Source organism: Actinospica durhamensis, from assembly GCF_018139695.1.
Lineage (GTDB): Bacteria > Actinomycetota > Actinomycetes > Streptomycetales > Catenulisporaceae > Actinospica > Actinospica durhamensis.
In genome coordinates this window covers 22,721-37,521 of record NZ_JAGSOG010000010.1, presented here as the reverse complement: position 1 = coordinate 37,521, position 14,801 = coordinate 22,721, and the positions used below count along the sequence as shown (strand labels likewise).

Sequence of the window (14,801 nt, the reverse complement as noted above, 5' to 3'; positions counted from 1 at the left end):
TGGAGCCCGGACTCAGGACTCGGTGGTCTCCGACTCCGCGGCCTCGTCAGTGGCCTCGTCCGCCTCGGTCTCGGCCTCGGCGGCGGGCGCCTCGTCCTCGACGACCGGGGCCTTGGCCTCGGTCTCCTTGACCGCGCGCTTGGTCGCGGCCTCGGCCTCGCGGGTGGCCTCCTGAGCGACCGTCAGCGGCTCGACGAGCTCGATGATCGCCATCGGGGCGTTGTCGCCACGACGCGGGCCGAGCTTGACGATGCGGGTGTAACCACCCGGGCGGGCCGCGTAACGCGGAGCGATCTCTTCGAACAGCTTGTAGAGCATGTCGCGGCCGCTGTAGAACGGCGTGTTACGCAGCTCCAGCGTCGCGGCCACCTGCCGACGGGCGTGCAGGTCGCCCTTCTTGGCCTTGGTGATCAGCGGCTCCACGAACGGGCGCAGCTGACGGGCCTTGGCCTCGGTGGTGGTGATCCGCTCGTGCTCGATCAGCGACTTGGCGAGGTTCGCCAGGATGTGCTTCTGGTGGGTACCAGAGCCGCCGATACGCGGACCCTTCTTGGGGGCGGGCATGTTCTCTCCCTGATTGATCCTGTGCGAGCCGGACTAGGTACTCACACAGTCCCGGGGCTCCTCGGTAACGGAGCCCCGGACGTGTTGTGGCGCCTGACGTGATGTCAGGGCGAAAATCAGTACTGCTCGGTCTCCGCGAACGACAGGTCGTCGTCCTCGTAGCCCTCGTCCGTGGCGGCGAGGGCGGCCGACGGGTCGAACCCGGGGGGCGAGTCCTTCAGCGCCAGGCCCATGCCGTGCAGCTTGGCCTTGACCTCGTCGATCGACTTCGCGCCGAAGTTGCGGATGTCGAGCAGGTCGGCCTCGGACCGGGCGACGAGCTCACCCACGGTGTGGATGCCCTCGCGCTTGAGGCAGTTGTAGGAGCGGACGGTCAGCTCCAGCTCCTCGATCGGCAGCGCCAGGTCGGCGGCCAGAGCGGCGTCCGTCGGGGACGGGCCCATGTCGATGCCCTCGGCCTCGACGTTGAGCTCGCGGGCCAGACCGAACAGCTCGACCAGCGTCTTACCGGCGGACGCGACGGCGTCGCGGGGGCGCAGGCAGGGCTTGGTCTCGACGTCCACGACCAGCTTGTCGAAGTCGGTGCGCTGCTCGACACGGGTCGCCTGGACCTCGTACTTGACCTTGAGCACCGGGGAGTAGATCGAGTCGACCGGGATGCGGCCGATCTCCTGGCCGGGCTGCTTGTTCTGCACGGCGGAGACGTAGCCGCGGCCGCGCTCGACCGTGAGCTCCATCTCCAGCTTGCCCTTGGAGTTGAGCGTGGCCAGGATCAGCTCGGGGTTGTGCACCTCGACGCCGGCCGGGGGGGCGATGTCGGCGGCGGTGACGATGCCGGGGCCCTGCTTGCGCAGGTACATCACGACCGGCTCGTCGTGCTCGGAAGACACGACCAGACCCTTGATGTTCAGGATCATGTCGGTGACGTCTTCCTTGACGCCGGGGATGGTCTGGAACTCGTGCAGCACGCCGTCGATGCGCAGGCTGGTCACGGCCGCGCCCGGGATCGAGGAGAGCAGGGTACGGCGCAGCGAGTTACCGAGGGTGTAGCCGAAGCCCGGCTCGAGCGGCTCGATGGTGAACCGGGAGCGGAATTCGTCGACGACCTCTTCGGTCAGCGTGGGGCGCTGAGCGATGAGCAAGGGAAACCTCCATGATCAAGGACGCCCGACATATGACGTCCGACAGTGCACCTGGGCTGGAAAGCGCACAAGGTGCCGTCCCAGTATACCCCAACCGGGGCATACCGAAACGGCACCTTGTCAAGCGCCGGGCGTGCTTACTTCGAGTAGAACTCGACGATCAGCTGCTCCTGCACGAGCGTGTCGATGGCACCGCGCTGCGGGAGCGCGTGCACCAGGATACGCATCTTGGACGGCACGACCTCGATCCAGGCCGGGACGGTCCGGTCGCCGGACTCGGCGCGGGCCACCACGAACGGGGTGAGCTCGAGCGAGGACTTGCGCACCTCGACGATGTCGCTCTCACTCACGCGCATCGAGGGGATGTCGGCCTTGTGGCCGTTGAGCGTGATGTGGCCGTGGCGCACCAGCTGACGGGCGTGGTCACGGGACTTGGCGAAGCCCGCGCGATAAACCACGTTGTCAAGCCGGGTCTCGAGGATGCGCAGCAGGTTCTCGCCGGTCTTGCCCTGCTTGCGGCTCGCCTCCTCGTAGTAGCCGCGGAACTGCTTCTCGAGGACGCCGTAGATGCGCGCGCACTTCTGCTTCTCGCGCATCTGCAGCAGGTACTCACTGTCCTTCGAGCGGCCGCGGCCGTGCTCGCCCGGGGGGTACGGACGGATCTCGATGGGGCACTTGGCCGACTCGCACTTGGCACCCTTGAGGAAGAGCTTCGTCTTCTCGCGGCGGCACCGCTTGCAGTCGGCTCCGGTGTAACGGGCCATTTCTCAGTATCTCCTAGGACTCGGGCTCAGACGCGGCGGCGCTTCGGCGGACGGCAGCCGTTGTGCGGGGACGGGGTCACATCGTTGATGGACCCGACCTCGAGGCCGGTCTGCTGCAGCGAACGGATCGCGGTCTCGCGGCCGGAGCCCGGACCCTTCACGAACACGTCCACCTTGCGCATGCCGTGCTCCATGGCGCGACGAGCGGCGGCTTCGGCGGTCATCTGGGCGGCGTAGGGGGTCGACTTGCGCGAACCCTTGAAGCCGACCTGACCCGACGAGGCCCAGGAGATCACGTTGCCCTGGGGGTCGGTGATCGAGACGATCGTGTTGTTGAACGTGCTCTTGATATGGGCGTGCCCATGAGCGACGTTCTTCTTCTCCTTGCGGCGCACCTTGGTCTTGGCGGCTGCCGCAGCCTGACGGCTCTTGGGAGGCATTTCTCGGTGTACTCCAGGTTGAGGTGATCGGTCCCTGATTTCCGGATTTCCAGAGGGAACCGGAGGGGGACTACTTCTTGCCCGGCTTCTTCTTGCCGGCGATGGCGCGACGCGGGCCCTTACGGGTACGCGCGTTGGTGTGGGTGCGCTGGCCGCGGACCGGCAGGCCCTTGCGGTGGCGCAGACCCTGGTAGCACCCGATTTCCATCTTGCGACGGATGTCGGCGGCCACTTCGCGACGGAGGTCACCCTCGGTCTTGTAGTTGGCGTCGATCCAGTCGCGCAGCTTGATCAGGTCGTCTTCGGACAGGTCCTTGACGCGGATGTCCGGGGAGATCCCGGCCCCGGCGCAGGTAGCCTGCGCCCGGGTACGGCCGATGCCGTAGATGTAGGTCAGCGCGATCTCCACCCGCTTCTCACGGGGGAGATCGACTCCGACGAGGCGAGCCATCTGGCTGTCTCCTAGATTCTGTTCCGGAGGTCTGGCGCGGTACCGTTCCCGGTCGCAGCCGCGAGCGGCCGTACATGGAAGGTCCCCGGCCTCCGAGCCGAGGGTGGCGTCCCGTTCCGACGGCCGAGGCCGCGCTGGTGGAACGGGGGTCGGGATACCGCGCTCTTACGGGTGCTGGACGTCAACGCGAAGACGACGAGCAAGCGCAGGCAAGAAACACGTGAAGCGCCTCGCACACGCAGGTCAGCGGCTGAAATCAGCCCTGGCGCTGCTTGTGGCGAAGGTTCTCGCAAATCACCATGACCCGGCCGTTGCGGCGGATCACCTTGCACTTGTCGCAGATCTTCTTGACGCTCGGCTTGACCTTCATAACAGGTCCCTTTCGAGCGGCGACCGCTGGAGGGCGGCCGTGTGATCGCGATGTTTTTACTTGTACCGGTAGACGATCCGCCCACGGGTCAGGTCGTACGGGCTGAGCTCGACGACGACCCGGTCATCCGGCAGGATACGAATGTAGTGCATCCGCATCTTTCCGCTGATGTGCGCAAGAACTTGGTGCCCGTTCTGCAGCTCCACCCTGAACATGGCGTTGGGCAGAGATTCGACGACGGTGCCCTCGATCTCGATGGCCCCTTCTTTCTTGGCCATATCCTCGCACTTCTTTGGTCGGAGACGATGGGGGTCGGCCTTGGCCGGTGCTGTAGGTGGCCGAGTGCGTACAGCACCCATGACACATACCGCAACGAAGTCTACGCTGCGCGCCTGCGGAAAGGCCAATCGGACGATCTTGGCGGACGACCGGTCCCCCGACCCCGCGGCCTCAGTGCTTGTTGCCCCATTCCTTGATGAAACTCGCCAGGCCAAGGGCGCCGATGATGCCGAGCGGCCAGGCCGGCCAGTAGTAGCCGGCGCCGGAGATCACCCAGATCACGCTGAGCACCACGCCCAGGCTGATCCAGCTCGAGACGGCGCCGCGCACCTGCCGGGAGACCGGAACCCGCGCCGCCTGCCTGCGGGCGAGCTCCGCCTGGGCCCGGCCGTGCGCGGCGAGGTCCACCGGCAGGTCGGTGGTCAGCTCGGCCAGCGAGCCCATGGTCCGTGCCGAGTACGCGGCGCTCATCCGCTCCTCGAACTCCTCCGAGGTCAGCCGGCCCTCGACGTTGTTCTGCCGCAGGATCTCCACGACCCGCTCGCGGTCCTCGTCGGACGCCCGGATCGACGGGTTCAGCGCGTCGGCGCCCTCGTTCTTCCCCATGCGCCCAGCTTAGCCAGGCCGACGCGGCCGCGTCAGTGACGGATGTCAGGCCTCAGGGGTGCACCGTGACGCCGAAGGGCGCGAGCCCGGCCTTGCCGCCGTCCGCCGCGGTGGTCACCCACAGGCCCTGCTCGGTCAGGCACACGGTCTGCTCGAAGTGCGCGGCCGGGGAGCCGTCCCGGCTCACCACGGTCCAGTCGTCGTCGAGCTCGAGGGTGAACTTGCTGCCGAGGGTGAGCATCGGCTCGATGGCCAGCGCCATCCCCGGCCGCAGCTTGAGCCGGGAGCCGCGGTCCATGCTGCGGTGGTTGTGCACGAACGGATCCATGTGCATCTCGGTGCCGATGCCGTGCCCGCCGTAGCCCTCGACGATGCCGTAAGGGCCCTGCGAACGCACGTAGCCCTGGATGGCCGTGCCGATGTCACCGAGGCGCTTGCCGTCCTGGATGGCCGCTATCCCGTGCCACATGGACTGCTCGGTCACCCGCAGCAGCTCGGCCAGGGACTCGTCGATCTCGCCGCAGCCGACGGTGATGGCCGCGTCCCCGTGCCAGCCCTGGAAGATCGCGCCGCAGTCGATGGAGATGATGTCCCCGTCGTGCACCACGGTCTTGCCCGGGATGCCGTGCACGATCTCGTGGTTGAGCGAGGCGCAGATGACCCCGGGGAACGGCGGGTGGCCGTAGCCCTTGAACGAGGGGACCGCCTCATGCGACCGGATGTAGTCCTCGGCCAGGGCGTCGAGCCGGGCCGTGGTCACCCCGTCCTTGACCTCGCCGCGCAGCGTCTCAAGGGCGCCGCGCACGATCAGCCCGGCCTCGCGCATGAGCGCGAACTGTTCCTCGTTCTTGAGCTCGATCATGAGAGACATTCTCTCATCGCCGACGCCCGCCTTCGCCCCCGCGCGGATGAGTGCCGGGGGCGCGGCGTGGGCTCAGTTGACCTCGAGCGCGGTCAGGATCCGCGCGGTGACCGCGTCGAGCGCGCCGGTGGCCTCCACCGAGGCGAGCAGGCCCCGCTCGGCGTAGAAGCCCACGATCGGGGCGGTCTCGTCCTGGTAGACCCGCAGCCGCTCGCGGACCGTGCTCTCCCGGTCGTCGTCGCGCTGGTAGAGCTCGCCGCCGCACACGTCGCACACCCCGGCCACGGCCGGGGGCTTGGAGTCCACGTGGAAGATGTGGCCGCTGTCGTTGCGGCACAGCCGGCGCCCGGCGATGCGGCGCACGACCTCGTCGTTGTCCACCTTCAGCTCGACCACGCGGTCGAGCTTGACCTCGATGCCGGTCAGCATCGTCTCGAGGGCCTCGGCCTGCGCCACGTTGCGCGGGAAGCCGTCGAGCAGGAACCCGGCGGAGGCGTCCGCCTCGGTCAGCCGGTCCCGGATGAGGCCGATGGTGACCTCGTCCGGCACCAGCAGACCCTGGTCCATGTACTTCTTCGCCTCGACACCGAGCTCGGTGCCCGCCGCGACGTTCGCCCGGAAGATGTCTCCGGTGGAGATGGCCGGGATGCCCAGACGCTCGGCGACGACCTTGGCCTGGGTACCCTTGCCCGCTCCCGGCGGGCCCACGAGGACGATGCGCATGCTGGTTACCGGAGGAACCCTTCGTAGTTGTGCTGCTGCAGCTGGCTCTCGATCTGCTTGACCGTCTCCAGGCCGACGCCCACGAGGATCAGGATCGAGGTGCCGCCGAACGGGAACTTGGCGCCGGAGTGGAACTCCATCAGCGCGATCATCGGGATGAGCGCGATCAGTGCCAGGTAGAGCGAACCGGGCCAGGTGATCCGGGTCAGGATGAAGTTCAGATAGTCGGAGGTCGGCTTGCCCGCGCGGATACCCGGGATGAAGCCACCGTACTTCTTCATGTTGTCCGCGACTTCATCGGGGTTGAACGTGATGGCCACGTAGAAGAACGCGAAGAACAGGATCAGCAGGAAGTAGGCGCCCATGTAGATGCCCGAGTAGCCCTGCACGCTGTAGCCGAGCTCGCTGTGCACCCACTGCGACCAGCCGTGGGTGAAGTTCGGGTCGGCGAACTGGGCCACGAGCACGGGCAGCTGCAGCAGCGAGGAGGCGAAGATGATGGGGATGACGCCTGGTTGGTTGACCTTGATCGGGATGTAGGTGGAGGACCCGCCGTACATCCGCCGGCCGACCATGCGCTTGGCGTACTGGACGGGTACTCGGCGCTGGCCCTGTTCGATGAACACGACCAACCCGACAAGGACTACACCGACCAGGATGACCGCGATGAACGCCACCCACCCGTCGCCGAGGGAGGTGTTGGTCTTGATCGACCACAGCTGGCTCGGCAGCTGCGAGGCGATGGAGGTGAACATCAGCAGGGACATGCCGTTGCCGACACCGCGGTCGGTGATCAGCTCGCCCAGCCACATGATGATCGAGGTGGCCGCCACCATGACCGCGACCATGACGACAATGCCGAGGGTGCCGACCTTCGGGTAGATGACCGGGGTCTGGCACTGCACGCCGAACAGGTAGGCGCTGTTGGTCCGGGCGGTCGCGACCAGGCCGGTGGCCTGGAGGATGGCCAGTCCCACGGTCAGGTACCGGGTGTACTGGGTGATCTTCGTCTGTCCGGCCTGGCCCTCCTTCTTGAGGGCGTCCAGGCGCGGGATGACCACCGTCAGCAGCTGCAGGATGATCGACGCGGTGATGTACGGCATGATGCCGAGCGCGAAGACCGACAGCTGCAGCAGCGCGTTGCCGGAGAAGAGGTTGATCAGTCCGAGGGCGCTGCCCGAGGCGCCGGAAAGCCCGAGACACTGGCTGATCGCGGCCTGGTCCACGCCGGGTGCCGGGACGTGCGATCCGACCCGGAAAAGGGCCATGATCGCGAGCGTGAAAAGCAGCTTCTTGCGCAGGTCCGGGGTTCTAAAGGCCCGGCCGAAGGCAGAGAGCACTGTTCCTCCTGCGCACTACCCGGTAGGCCCGTGCAAGGCCCGCCGGCGGCGGTTGACGATGATGCGGTACTTGGGCGTGGGTGTGGACCCCCGGAACGAGTCGGACATAGCCGCCTCTGTCCGGCACTTCTGGTGAAGACCGAATCCACGTGCTTTCGGTTCCCGCCGGGCATGCGTGAGCTGCCTGCGGACACTTCGGCTCGCGACATCTTACGCAATACTCATCGCTCAAAGCGAGAGCGTGGAGAAAGCTCGGTATACGAACAGCGAAAATCGCCCTGGATCGGTGAAAGATCCAGGGCGATTGCCGCAGCGGACCGACGGCCGTGCCCGGTGAAGGGGGCGGCCGCCGGTCCCGGGACCTACTTGGCGCCGAGCTCCTCGGCGCTGCCGCCGGCGGCGGCGATCTTCGTCTTGGCGGACGCGGAGTACGCGTCGACCTTGACGTTCAGCGCGACCTCGACCTCGCCGGTGCCGAGCACCTTGACGAGCTCGCCCTTGCGCACGGCGCCCTTGGCCACCAGGTCGGCGACGGTGACGTTGCCGCCCTGCGGGTAGAGCTCGGCCAGCTTGGCCAGGTTCACGACCTGGTACTCCACCCGGAAGTGGTTCTTGAAGCCCTTGAGCTTGGGCAGCCGCATGTGCAGCGGCATCTGCCCACCCTCGAAGCGCTCCGGCACCTGGTAGCGCGCCTTCGTACCCTTGGTACCGCGACCGGCGGTCTTACCCTTGGAGCCCTCACCGCGACCCACACGGGTCTTCGCGGTCTTGGCACCCGGGGCGGGACGCAGGTGGTGCACCTTCAGGACGTGCTGCTTCTCCTGCTCGGACATCAGTCGACCTCCTCAACCTCGACGAGGTGACGAACGGTGTGGACCATGCCGCGGAACTCCGGGCGGTCCTCCTTGATCACCGTGTCGTTGATCCGCTTGAGGCCGAGCGACCGCAGCGTTTCGCGGTGGTTCTGCTTCGTGCCGATCTTCGAACGGACCTGCGTGATCTTCAGCTTGGCCATCTCAGGCACCCACTCCCGCGCGGGCGCGCAGCAGGGCGGCCGGAGCGACGTCCTCGAGCGGCAGGCCGCGGCGGGCCGCGATCTCCTCGGGACGAACCAGGCCCTTGAGCGCGGCGACGGTGGCGTGCACCACGTTGATCGCGTTGTCCGAGCCCATGGACTTGGACAGCACGTCGTGGATGCCCGCGCACTCGAGCACGGCGCGCACCGCGCCACCGGCGATGACACCGGTACCGGCGGAGGCCGGCTTGAGCATCACGACACCGGCCGCGGCCTCGCCGACGATCGGGTGGGGGATGGTGCCCTGGATGCGGGGGACCTTGAAGAAGTGCTTCTTGGCCTCCTCAACGCCCTTGGCGATGGCGGCCGGCACCTCCTTGGCCTTGCCGTAGCCGACACCGACGGTGCCGTCACCGTCGCCCACGACGACCAGGGCGGTGAAGGAGAACCGACGTCCACCCTTCACGACCTTGGCCACGCGGTTGATGGTCACGACGCGCTCGACGTAGGCGGTCTTCTCGGCAGCCGGGGTGGAGTCCTGGTTCCGGCGGTCGCGACGGTCCCGCCGCTCTCCACCACCCTCACCACGACCCTGGCCACCCGGGGCGCCACCGCGGCGCTGGGGTCCGGGCATCAGGAATCCCTCATTTCAGTGTTCTGGTTCATGGTCGTCATCAGAAGTCCAGTCCGGCGTCGCGGGCGCCCTCGGCGACCGCGGCCACCCGGCCGTGGTACTTGTTGCCGCCGCGGTCGAACACGACCGTGGCGACACCGGCGGCCTTGGCGCGCTCGGCGACGAGCTTGCCGACCTCGCGGGACAGGTCAACCTTCTTGCCGTCGGCCGAACGCAGCGTGGCCTCCATGGTGGAGGCGGAGGCCACGGTGTGGCCGAGCTTGTCGTTGACGATCTGGGCGACCATGTGGCGGTTGGAGCGCGTCACGACGAGGCGCGGACGCTCCTCCGTGCCGTTGACGCGCTTGCGCACGCGGATGTGACGACGCTTGAGCGCAACGCTCTTCTTGGCGTTGCCCTTGGCGATCTTGTGACCATAGGCCATGGCTACTTACCAGCCTTTCCGACCTTGCGGCGGATGACCTCACCCTGGTACCGCACACCCTTGGCCTTGTAGGGGTCGGGCTTGCGCAGCTTGCGGATGTTCGCCGCCGTCTCACCGACCAACTGCTTGTCGATGCCGGAGACCACGAACCGGGTCGGGGCCTCGACGGCGAAGGAGATGCCGTCGGCCGGCTCCACCACGATCGGGTGCGAGTAGCCGAGCGCGAACTCCAGGCTGGAGCCCTTCGCCGTGACGCGGTAACCGACACCCGAGATCTCCATGACCTTCGAGTAGCCGGTCGTCACGCCGATGATCATGTTGTTGATCAGGGTACGGGTCAGGCCGTGGCGCTCCTTGGCGGCGCGCTCGTCGTTGGGACGGGTCACCTGCAGGGTGCCGTCCTCGGCCTTCTCCACCGAGATCGGGGTGACGACGGTGTGGCTCAGGGTGCCCTTGGGGCCCTTCACCGTCACGTCGCTTCCGTCAATGCTGACTTCGACGCCGGCCGGGACCGGGATCGGCAGCCGTCCAATACGAGACATAGCTGTCTTTACTCCCTTCCGGACTTACCAGACGTAGGCGAGGACTTCTCCGCCTACGCCCTTCTTGGCGGCCTGTCGGTCGGTCAGCAGACCGGACGACGAGGAGATGATGGCGATGCCGAGTCCGCCGAGCACCTTCGGCAGGTTCGTGGACTTGGCGTAGACGCGCAGACCCGGCTTCGAGATGCGCTTGATGCCGGCGATCGACCGCTCGCGGTTCGGGCCGAACTTGAGGTCGATGATCAGGTTCTTCCCGACCTCGAGGTCCTCGACGACGTAGCTGGCGATGTAGCCCTCCTGCTTGAGGATCTCGGCGATGCGAGTCTTCAGCTTGGAGGACGGCATGGTGACCTGGTCGTGGTACGCCGAGTTGGCGTTACGCAGACGCGTGAGCATGTCTGCGATCGGGTCAGTCATGGTCATAAGGGGGCCTTGGGCCTTCCCACCGTGGTTTCCGGCCCAGGCGCATCGCGGATACCGTGCCCTGAGAAGGTGCGGTGCCCTTGATTCGCCGGGAGGACCTGCGGCGTCGTAGTGACAGTTGCTAAGGGCACCTGGCATGGCCGTGACGACCGAACCAGCAGTCACCGGGTATCCCTTGCCGTGCTCGAGAGCACCGCGGGACCAGGGTGACGGACTCGCTTTCGCTAGAGCGCCCACACGCGCGTTAGCCCGGGGGCAGACACGCGTTGGTCCAGGTTAACAGAGCATCCCCGGGCCGCCCAAATCGGACAGCGCAGATCGCACGGCGCGGGCCGCACGGCGCAGGCCGCGGCCCCCGCCTCGCCGGAGACGGGGGCCGCGGTGTCACGGGGCTCGCGTGGGGTGTCAGTCGACGAAGTAGCCGAACATGTCGAGCACGATGCCGGTGGTGGCCCCACTGGTGCCGAGGTAGAGGTACTGGCCGGAGCCGTCCGGCGCCCAGGTGAGCTCGGCCATGTTCGCCACGTTCTGCGCCTTGGCGAAGTTCAACGTCGAGGTCGCGGTGAGCTCGTAGAGGACGACGGCCGAGAAAAACCCGTTGGCCGAGGGATCGACCACGGTCACGTTCGCGGCGATCCCGGCGGCGTGGGCCGGGATCCCGGCCAGCTTCGTCGGGTCCACCTCGGTCCCGCTCGTCGGCCCCTTGGCCTGCAGGCCAAGGCCGCTGCGGGTGTCGATCAGCCGGGTCGGGCGCGTCGGCACGAAGCCGGTCCCGTAGGTGTCGGGCTGGTTGGTGTAGAAGCCCTCGACGTCGATCAGGACCTTCACCGTCGCGCCGGCCTTGCCGCCGGCGACCAGGTCGATGTACCCGTCGGAGCCGAGCGGCACGATCGCCATGTTCGCGATGTTCTCGTTCGCGCTGTAGTTCACGTTCGAAGCGGTCGGCATCTTGCCGCCGTCCGCGTACGCGCTGACGAAACCGGCCGCGGTGCCCTGGGTCGCGGTGATGTTGACCGCGACCGCGGCCGCACCGGTGCTCAGCCCGTTGTAGCCCGAGTAGAACAGGGATGCCGGGACGGGCTTGCCGACCGTCAGGGTGACCGCGTCGGAGCGGTAGTTCTCGACTCCGGAGAATCCGGTGCCGGTGCCCGGCGCGTAGTAGCCCTCGAGGTCCGCGACGAGGTCGGAGGTGCCGTTGCCGCCGTTGCGCAGATCCACGCTGCCGTCAGAGCCGAGCTCCACCGTCACCAGGTTCGGTCGGTTCTCCCCCTTGAGGAAGTTCAGGTTCGAGGCGGTCGGGACCGCGGTGCCGTCCGGGTAGGCCGTGATGACGCCGTTCGCGGTCGGGCCGACCACGGTGACGTTCAGCACGACCGCGACGGCCCCGGTGGCCGGAACCCCGCCGACGCCGGCCACCTTGAGCTTGACGCCGCCGTCGGCCGGAACACGCGCGGTGGCCGTGCCGATGCCGTGCCGGGTGTCGAGCACCCGGGTGGGCGCGATCGGGTAGTACGCGTTGCCCCCGGCCAGAGTGAACGGCGCCGCCTGCGCGCCGGCGGAACCGTGATCACCGTCGACGGCGGTGACGGTCGGCCGGTACGTTCCGGCCGTCGTGTACGTGTGCTGGATCACCGGGGAACTCGAGGACTGCGTCGTGCCGTCGCCGAAGTCGAAGTCGTACGTGACCGAGGACGACCACGGCGTACCGGTCAGCGTCGCGGTGATGGTCTTCGTCACCGAACCGGCCGCCCAGGTGCTCGAATCGGTCGCGGTCACCTTGATCGGATCCGGGATCTGCACGGCCCCGCGGTCGTAGTAGCCGCCGCCGGTGCCGGTCACCGGGTCATTCGGGTCCAGGGGCCCGGGCGTTGCCGTAGAAGTCGGTCGACGCCTCGCCGGGCGCGGAAGCGTCGGCGCTGTTGATGGTGGGCGAGCCCTCGACCGGCGCGAAGGTGCCGGCGGAAATCGCGGGGCCCGTGTTCACGTCGTGCGCGCCTTGGCCGGTCGCCGCGTCGAGAGCCGCGGCGCTCTGGTAGTTGGCACCGTCGAAGCTGTAGAGGGCAGCGGTGTTCGTGGCCGGGGTGAGGACGAAGTTGTAGTCGAGAGTCGTACCCGCCGCCGACGAGGTGTCGACGTAAACCCCGTTCGCCCCGGACTTGGTCGGTAACACGACATTGTTCTCGATCGTGGTGCCGGCGGCGCCGGAGTCGACCTGGACGCCGGTTCCCAGCACGCGGTAGAAGGTGTCGCCGGTCACCGCGGTGCCTGACGCCCCGTCGACCCAGACGCCACCACCGGTCAAGTAGGCGATGTCATTCGTGATCGTCGTGTCGCTCGCCCCGGAATCGACCTCGACGGCGTTGCCCGTAGCGGTCAAGTCCGGGGTGAAGTAGTCCTCCGCGATCGTGACCGCGCTGGAGCCCGCGCCCACGATGAGGCCGCTGGTGTCCCCCGCGTCGATCGAGTCGTGGTCCAGCACGATGCCGGAGGACTCCTCGACGAGGACGTCACCGGTCGGCTGGCCCATGATCTTGACATTGGAGAACTCGACGTTGCTCGCACCGTCGATCAGCAGCCCGTAGCCGGTGGTCGAATTCGCACCGGAGCCGCCGATCTGCACCGCCTGATCGTTGTACGGCTGCATGGAGAAGTCGCCTTCGCCGACGAACTTGATCGGCGCGGCCGCGGTACCGGACCGGGTGATCGTGACATTGCTGTCGTACGTGCCCTCGGAGATCTGCACGGTCTGTCCGGGCTCGACGACGTTCGCCGCGGCCTGGATGGTGCAGTACGGCGTCACCGAACTGTCGGTGGTCGTGTCCGAGCAGGTGGGCCCAGTTTTGACGTACAGAACGCTCCCGCTCGCCGCCGCGTGCGCGGCGGCCGGTATCCCGACCAGCGATCCGATCGAGACGATCAGCGCGGCCCCGGCCGCCATGTGTTCCCTGCGCATGCGCACACCCCCTCCTCGAGCTCAACCACTTGTCAAGCAACGCGGAGCATACACCCGCGCAAAAAACAGTCGGGCCCCGCACACGTCATAACGTGTGCGGGGCCCGACTGTGAATCGCCGTCAGGTTCCGGCGTCGCGGACTACCAGCTCGACTTGGTCACGCCGGGCAGCTCGCCGGCGTGGGCCATCTCGCGCAGGCAGACGCGGCACAGGCCGAACTTGCGGTACACCGAGTGCGGACGGCCGCACTTCTGGCACCGGGTGTAACCCCGGACCTTGAACTTCGGCTTGGCGTTCGCCTTGTTGATCAGCGCGGTCTTCGCCATGATCAGGCCTCCTTGAAGGGGAAGCCGAGCAGCTTGAGCAGCGCGCGGCCTTCGGCGTCGTTCGGGGCGGTGGTCACGACCGTGATGTCCATACCGCGGACCCGGTCGATCTTGTCGGGGTCGATCTCGTGGAACATCGACTGCTCGTTGAGACCGAAGGTGTAGTTGCCCTTGCCGTCGAACTGCTTCGGCGACAGGCCGCGGAAGTCACGGATGCGCGGCAGCGCGATCGAGACCAAGCGGTCCAGGAACTCCCACATGTAGTCACCGCGCAGGGTGACGTGGGTGCCGATCGGCTGGCCCTCGCGCAGCTTGAACTGCGCGATGGACTTGCGGGCCTTGGTCACGGCCGGCTTCTGGCCGGTGATGGCCTGCAGGTCGCGGATGGCGCCCTCGATCAGCTTCGAGTCACGGGCGGCGTCGCCGACACCCATGTTCACGACGACCTTGGTGACGCCCGGGATCTGCATGACGTTCTCGTACTTGAACTGCTCACGCATCGCCGGGGCGATCTCGGCGCGGTACCGCTCCTTCAGGCGCGGCGCGACCTTGGTCTGCTCGTCGGTCACAGTCATCAGATCGCCTCTCCGGTCTTCTTCGCGTACCGCACGGAACGCGTGACCGTCTTGGTCGTACCGTCAGGCAGCTTGCGCTCCTGCTCCTCACGCCGGAAACCGACGCGGGTGACGACCTTCTTGCCCTCGTGCTCGACCACCAGCATCACGTTGCTGACCTGGATCGGCGCTTCGACGGTGACGATGCCGCCGGTCTTGGAGCCACGCGCGGTCTGACCGACCTTGGTGTGCTTCTTGACCCGGTTCACGCCCTCGACGATGACCTTGCCCGCGGTCGGCAGGGCCTGGATGACCTTGCCCTGCAGGCCCTTGTCCTTGCCCGTGATGACCTGGACCAGGTCACCCTTGCGGATCTTCTGCTTCGCCAT

General features: G+C 67.4%; 22 protein-coding genes. All 22 read right to left on the bottom strand.

The features are described from left to right. Positions 1–12: 12 nt before the first annotated feature. The 22 genes from rplQ to rplX all read right to left on the bottom strand — a co-directional run bounded on the left by rplQ (position 13) and on the right by rplX (position 14,801). Positions 13–564 carry a 50S ribosomal protein L17 gene (gene rplQ / locus KDL01_RS03890; protein ID WP_212526912.1) on the bottom strand — a complete coding sequence of 184 codons (552 nt, stop codon included), beginning with the start codon at positions 562–564 and terminating at the stop codon, positions 13–15. A gap of 116 nt (positions 565–680) precedes the next feature. Further along, positions 681–1,706 carry a DNA-directed RNA polymerase subunit alpha gene (locus KDL01_RS03885; RefSeq protein ID WP_212526911.1) on the bottom strand — a complete coding sequence of 342 codons (1,026 nt, stop codon included), beginning with the start codon at positions 1,704–1,706 and terminating at the stop codon, positions 681–683. A 137-nt stretch (positions 1,707–1,843) separates the two neighbouring features. Continuing rightward, positions 1,844–2,470: a 30S ribosomal protein S4 gene (gene rpsD / locus KDL01_RS03880; protein WP_212526910.1), complete on the bottom strand. Its 627-nt coding sequence runs from the start codon at positions 2,468–2,470 to the stop codon at positions 1,844–1,846. Between the two features lie 26 nt (positions 2,471–2,496). Continuing rightward, a complete protein-coding gene (gene rpsK / locus KDL01_RS03875; protein ID WP_212516497.1) occupies positions 2,497–2,910 on the bottom strand; it encodes a 30S ribosomal protein S11 in 414 nt (137 codons plus the stop codon). 70 nt (positions 2,911–2,980) lie between these two features. Continuing rightward, positions 2,981–3,361, bottom strand: coding sequence for a 30S ribosomal protein S13 (gene rpsM, locus KDL01_RS03870; RefSeq protein WP_212526909.1), 381 nt, complete (start codon positions 3,359–3,361; stop codon positions 2,981–2,983). A gap of 256 nt (positions 3,362–3,617) precedes the next feature. Further along, positions 3,618–3,731: a 50S ribosomal protein L36 gene (gene rpmJ / locus KDL01_RS03865; protein WP_034266058.1), complete on the bottom strand. Its 114-nt coding sequence runs from the start codon at positions 3,729–3,731 to the stop codon at positions 3,618–3,620. Positions 3,732–3,787: 56 nt separating this feature from the next. Then, positions 3,788–4,009 (bottom strand): translation initiation factor IF-1, encoded by a 222-nt coding sequence (infA, locus tag KDL01_RS03860; RefSeq protein ID WP_034266061.1) that lies wholly within the window; start codon positions 4,007–4,009, stop codon positions 3,788–3,790. Positions 4,010–4,181: 172 nt separating this feature from the next. Next, a complete protein-coding gene (locus tag KDL01_RS03855; RefSeq protein WP_212526908.1) occupies positions 4,182–4,616 on the bottom strand; it encodes a DUF1707 SHOCT-like domain-containing protein in 435 nt (144 codons plus the stop codon). 52 nt (positions 4,617–4,668) lie between these two features. Beyond that, positions 4,669–5,478 (bottom strand): type I methionyl aminopeptidase, encoded by an 810-nt coding sequence (gene map / locus KDL01_RS03850; RefSeq protein ID WP_246575910.1) that lies wholly within the window; start codon positions 5,476–5,478, stop codon positions 4,669–4,671. Positions 5,479–5,550: 72 nt separating this feature from the next. Beyond that, a complete protein-coding gene (locus tag KDL01_RS03845; protein WP_212526906.1) occupies positions 5,551–6,201 on the bottom strand; it encodes an adenylate kinase in 651 nt (216 codons plus the stop codon). Positions 6,202–6,206: 5 nt separating this feature from the next. Next, positions 6,207–7,541 (bottom strand): preprotein translocase subunit SecY, encoded by a 1,335-nt coding sequence (gene secY / locus KDL01_RS03840; RefSeq protein WP_212526905.1) that lies wholly within the window; start codon positions 7,539–7,541, stop codon positions 6,207–6,209. A 362-nt stretch (positions 7,542–7,903) separates the two neighbouring features. After that, positions 7,904–8,374: a 50S ribosomal protein L15 gene (gene rplO / locus KDL01_RS03835; protein WP_212526904.1), complete on the bottom strand. Its 471-nt coding sequence runs from the start codon at positions 8,372–8,374 to the stop codon at positions 7,904–7,906. After that, the gene (rpmD, locus tag KDL01_RS03830) at positions 8,374–8,556 is read right to left on the bottom strand and encodes a 50S ribosomal protein L30 (protein WP_212526903.1); all 183 of its coding nucleotides are present in this window, start codon (positions 8,554–8,556) and stop codon (positions 8,374–8,376) included. The genes rplO and rpmD overlap by 1 nt, the downstream gene beginning before the upstream one ends. Position 8,557: 1 nt before the next feature. Next, on the bottom strand, positions 8,558–9,190 hold the full coding sequence (gene rpsE, locus KDL01_RS03825) for a 30S ribosomal protein S5 (protein ID WP_212526902.1): 633 nt from the start codon (positions 9,188–9,190) through the stop codon (positions 8,558–8,560). A 40-nt stretch (positions 9,191–9,230) separates the two neighbouring features. Beyond that, entirely contained in the window at positions 9,231–9,614 is a 384-nt protein-coding gene (gene rplR / locus KDL01_RS03820; protein WP_212526901.1) for a 50S ribosomal protein L18, read from the bottom strand. Positions 9,615–9,616: 2 nt separating this feature from the next. Then, complete coding sequence (gene rplF / locus KDL01_RS03815) at positions 9,617–10,156, bottom strand: 50S ribosomal protein L6 (protein ID WP_212526900.1); 540 nt, start codon at positions 10,154–10,156, stop codon at positions 9,617–9,619. Positions 10,157–10,180: 24 nt separating this feature from the next. Further along, positions 10,181–10,579 carry a 30S ribosomal protein S8 gene (gene rpsH / locus KDL01_RS03810; protein ID WP_212526899.1) on the bottom strand — a complete coding sequence of 133 codons (399 nt, stop codon included), beginning with the start codon at positions 10,577–10,579 and terminating at the stop codon, positions 10,181–10,183. A 405-nt stretch (positions 10,580–10,984) separates the two neighbouring features. Further along, complete coding sequence (locus KDL01_RS03805) at positions 10,985–12,418, bottom strand: PKD domain-containing protein (protein WP_212526898.1); 1,434 nt, start codon at positions 12,416–12,418, stop codon at positions 10,985–10,987. Between the two features lie 4 nt (positions 12,419–12,422). Further along, positions 12,423–13,532, bottom strand: a complete 1,110-nt coding sequence (locus KDL01_RS03800; protein ID WP_212526897.1) for a right-handed parallel beta-helix repeat-containing protein — start codon at positions 13,530–13,532, stop codon at positions 12,423–12,425. Positions 13,533–13,672: 140 nt separating this feature from the next. Further along, complete coding sequence (locus tag KDL01_RS03795) at positions 13,673–13,858, bottom strand: type Z 30S ribosomal protein S14 (RefSeq protein ID WP_212526896.1); 186 nt, start codon at positions 13,856–13,858, stop codon at positions 13,673–13,675. Between the two features lie 2 nt (positions 13,859–13,860). Continuing rightward, entirely contained in the window at positions 13,861–14,433 is a 573-nt protein-coding gene (rplE, locus tag KDL01_RS03790) for a 50S ribosomal protein L5 (RefSeq protein WP_212526895.1), read from the bottom strand. Continuing rightward, on the bottom strand, positions 14,433–14,801 hold the full coding sequence (rplX, locus tag KDL01_RS03785; RefSeq protein WP_212526894.1) for a 50S ribosomal protein L24: 369 nt from the start codon (positions 14,799–14,801) through the stop codon (positions 14,433–14,435). Before rplX ends, rplE begins: the two co-directional genes overlap by 1 nt.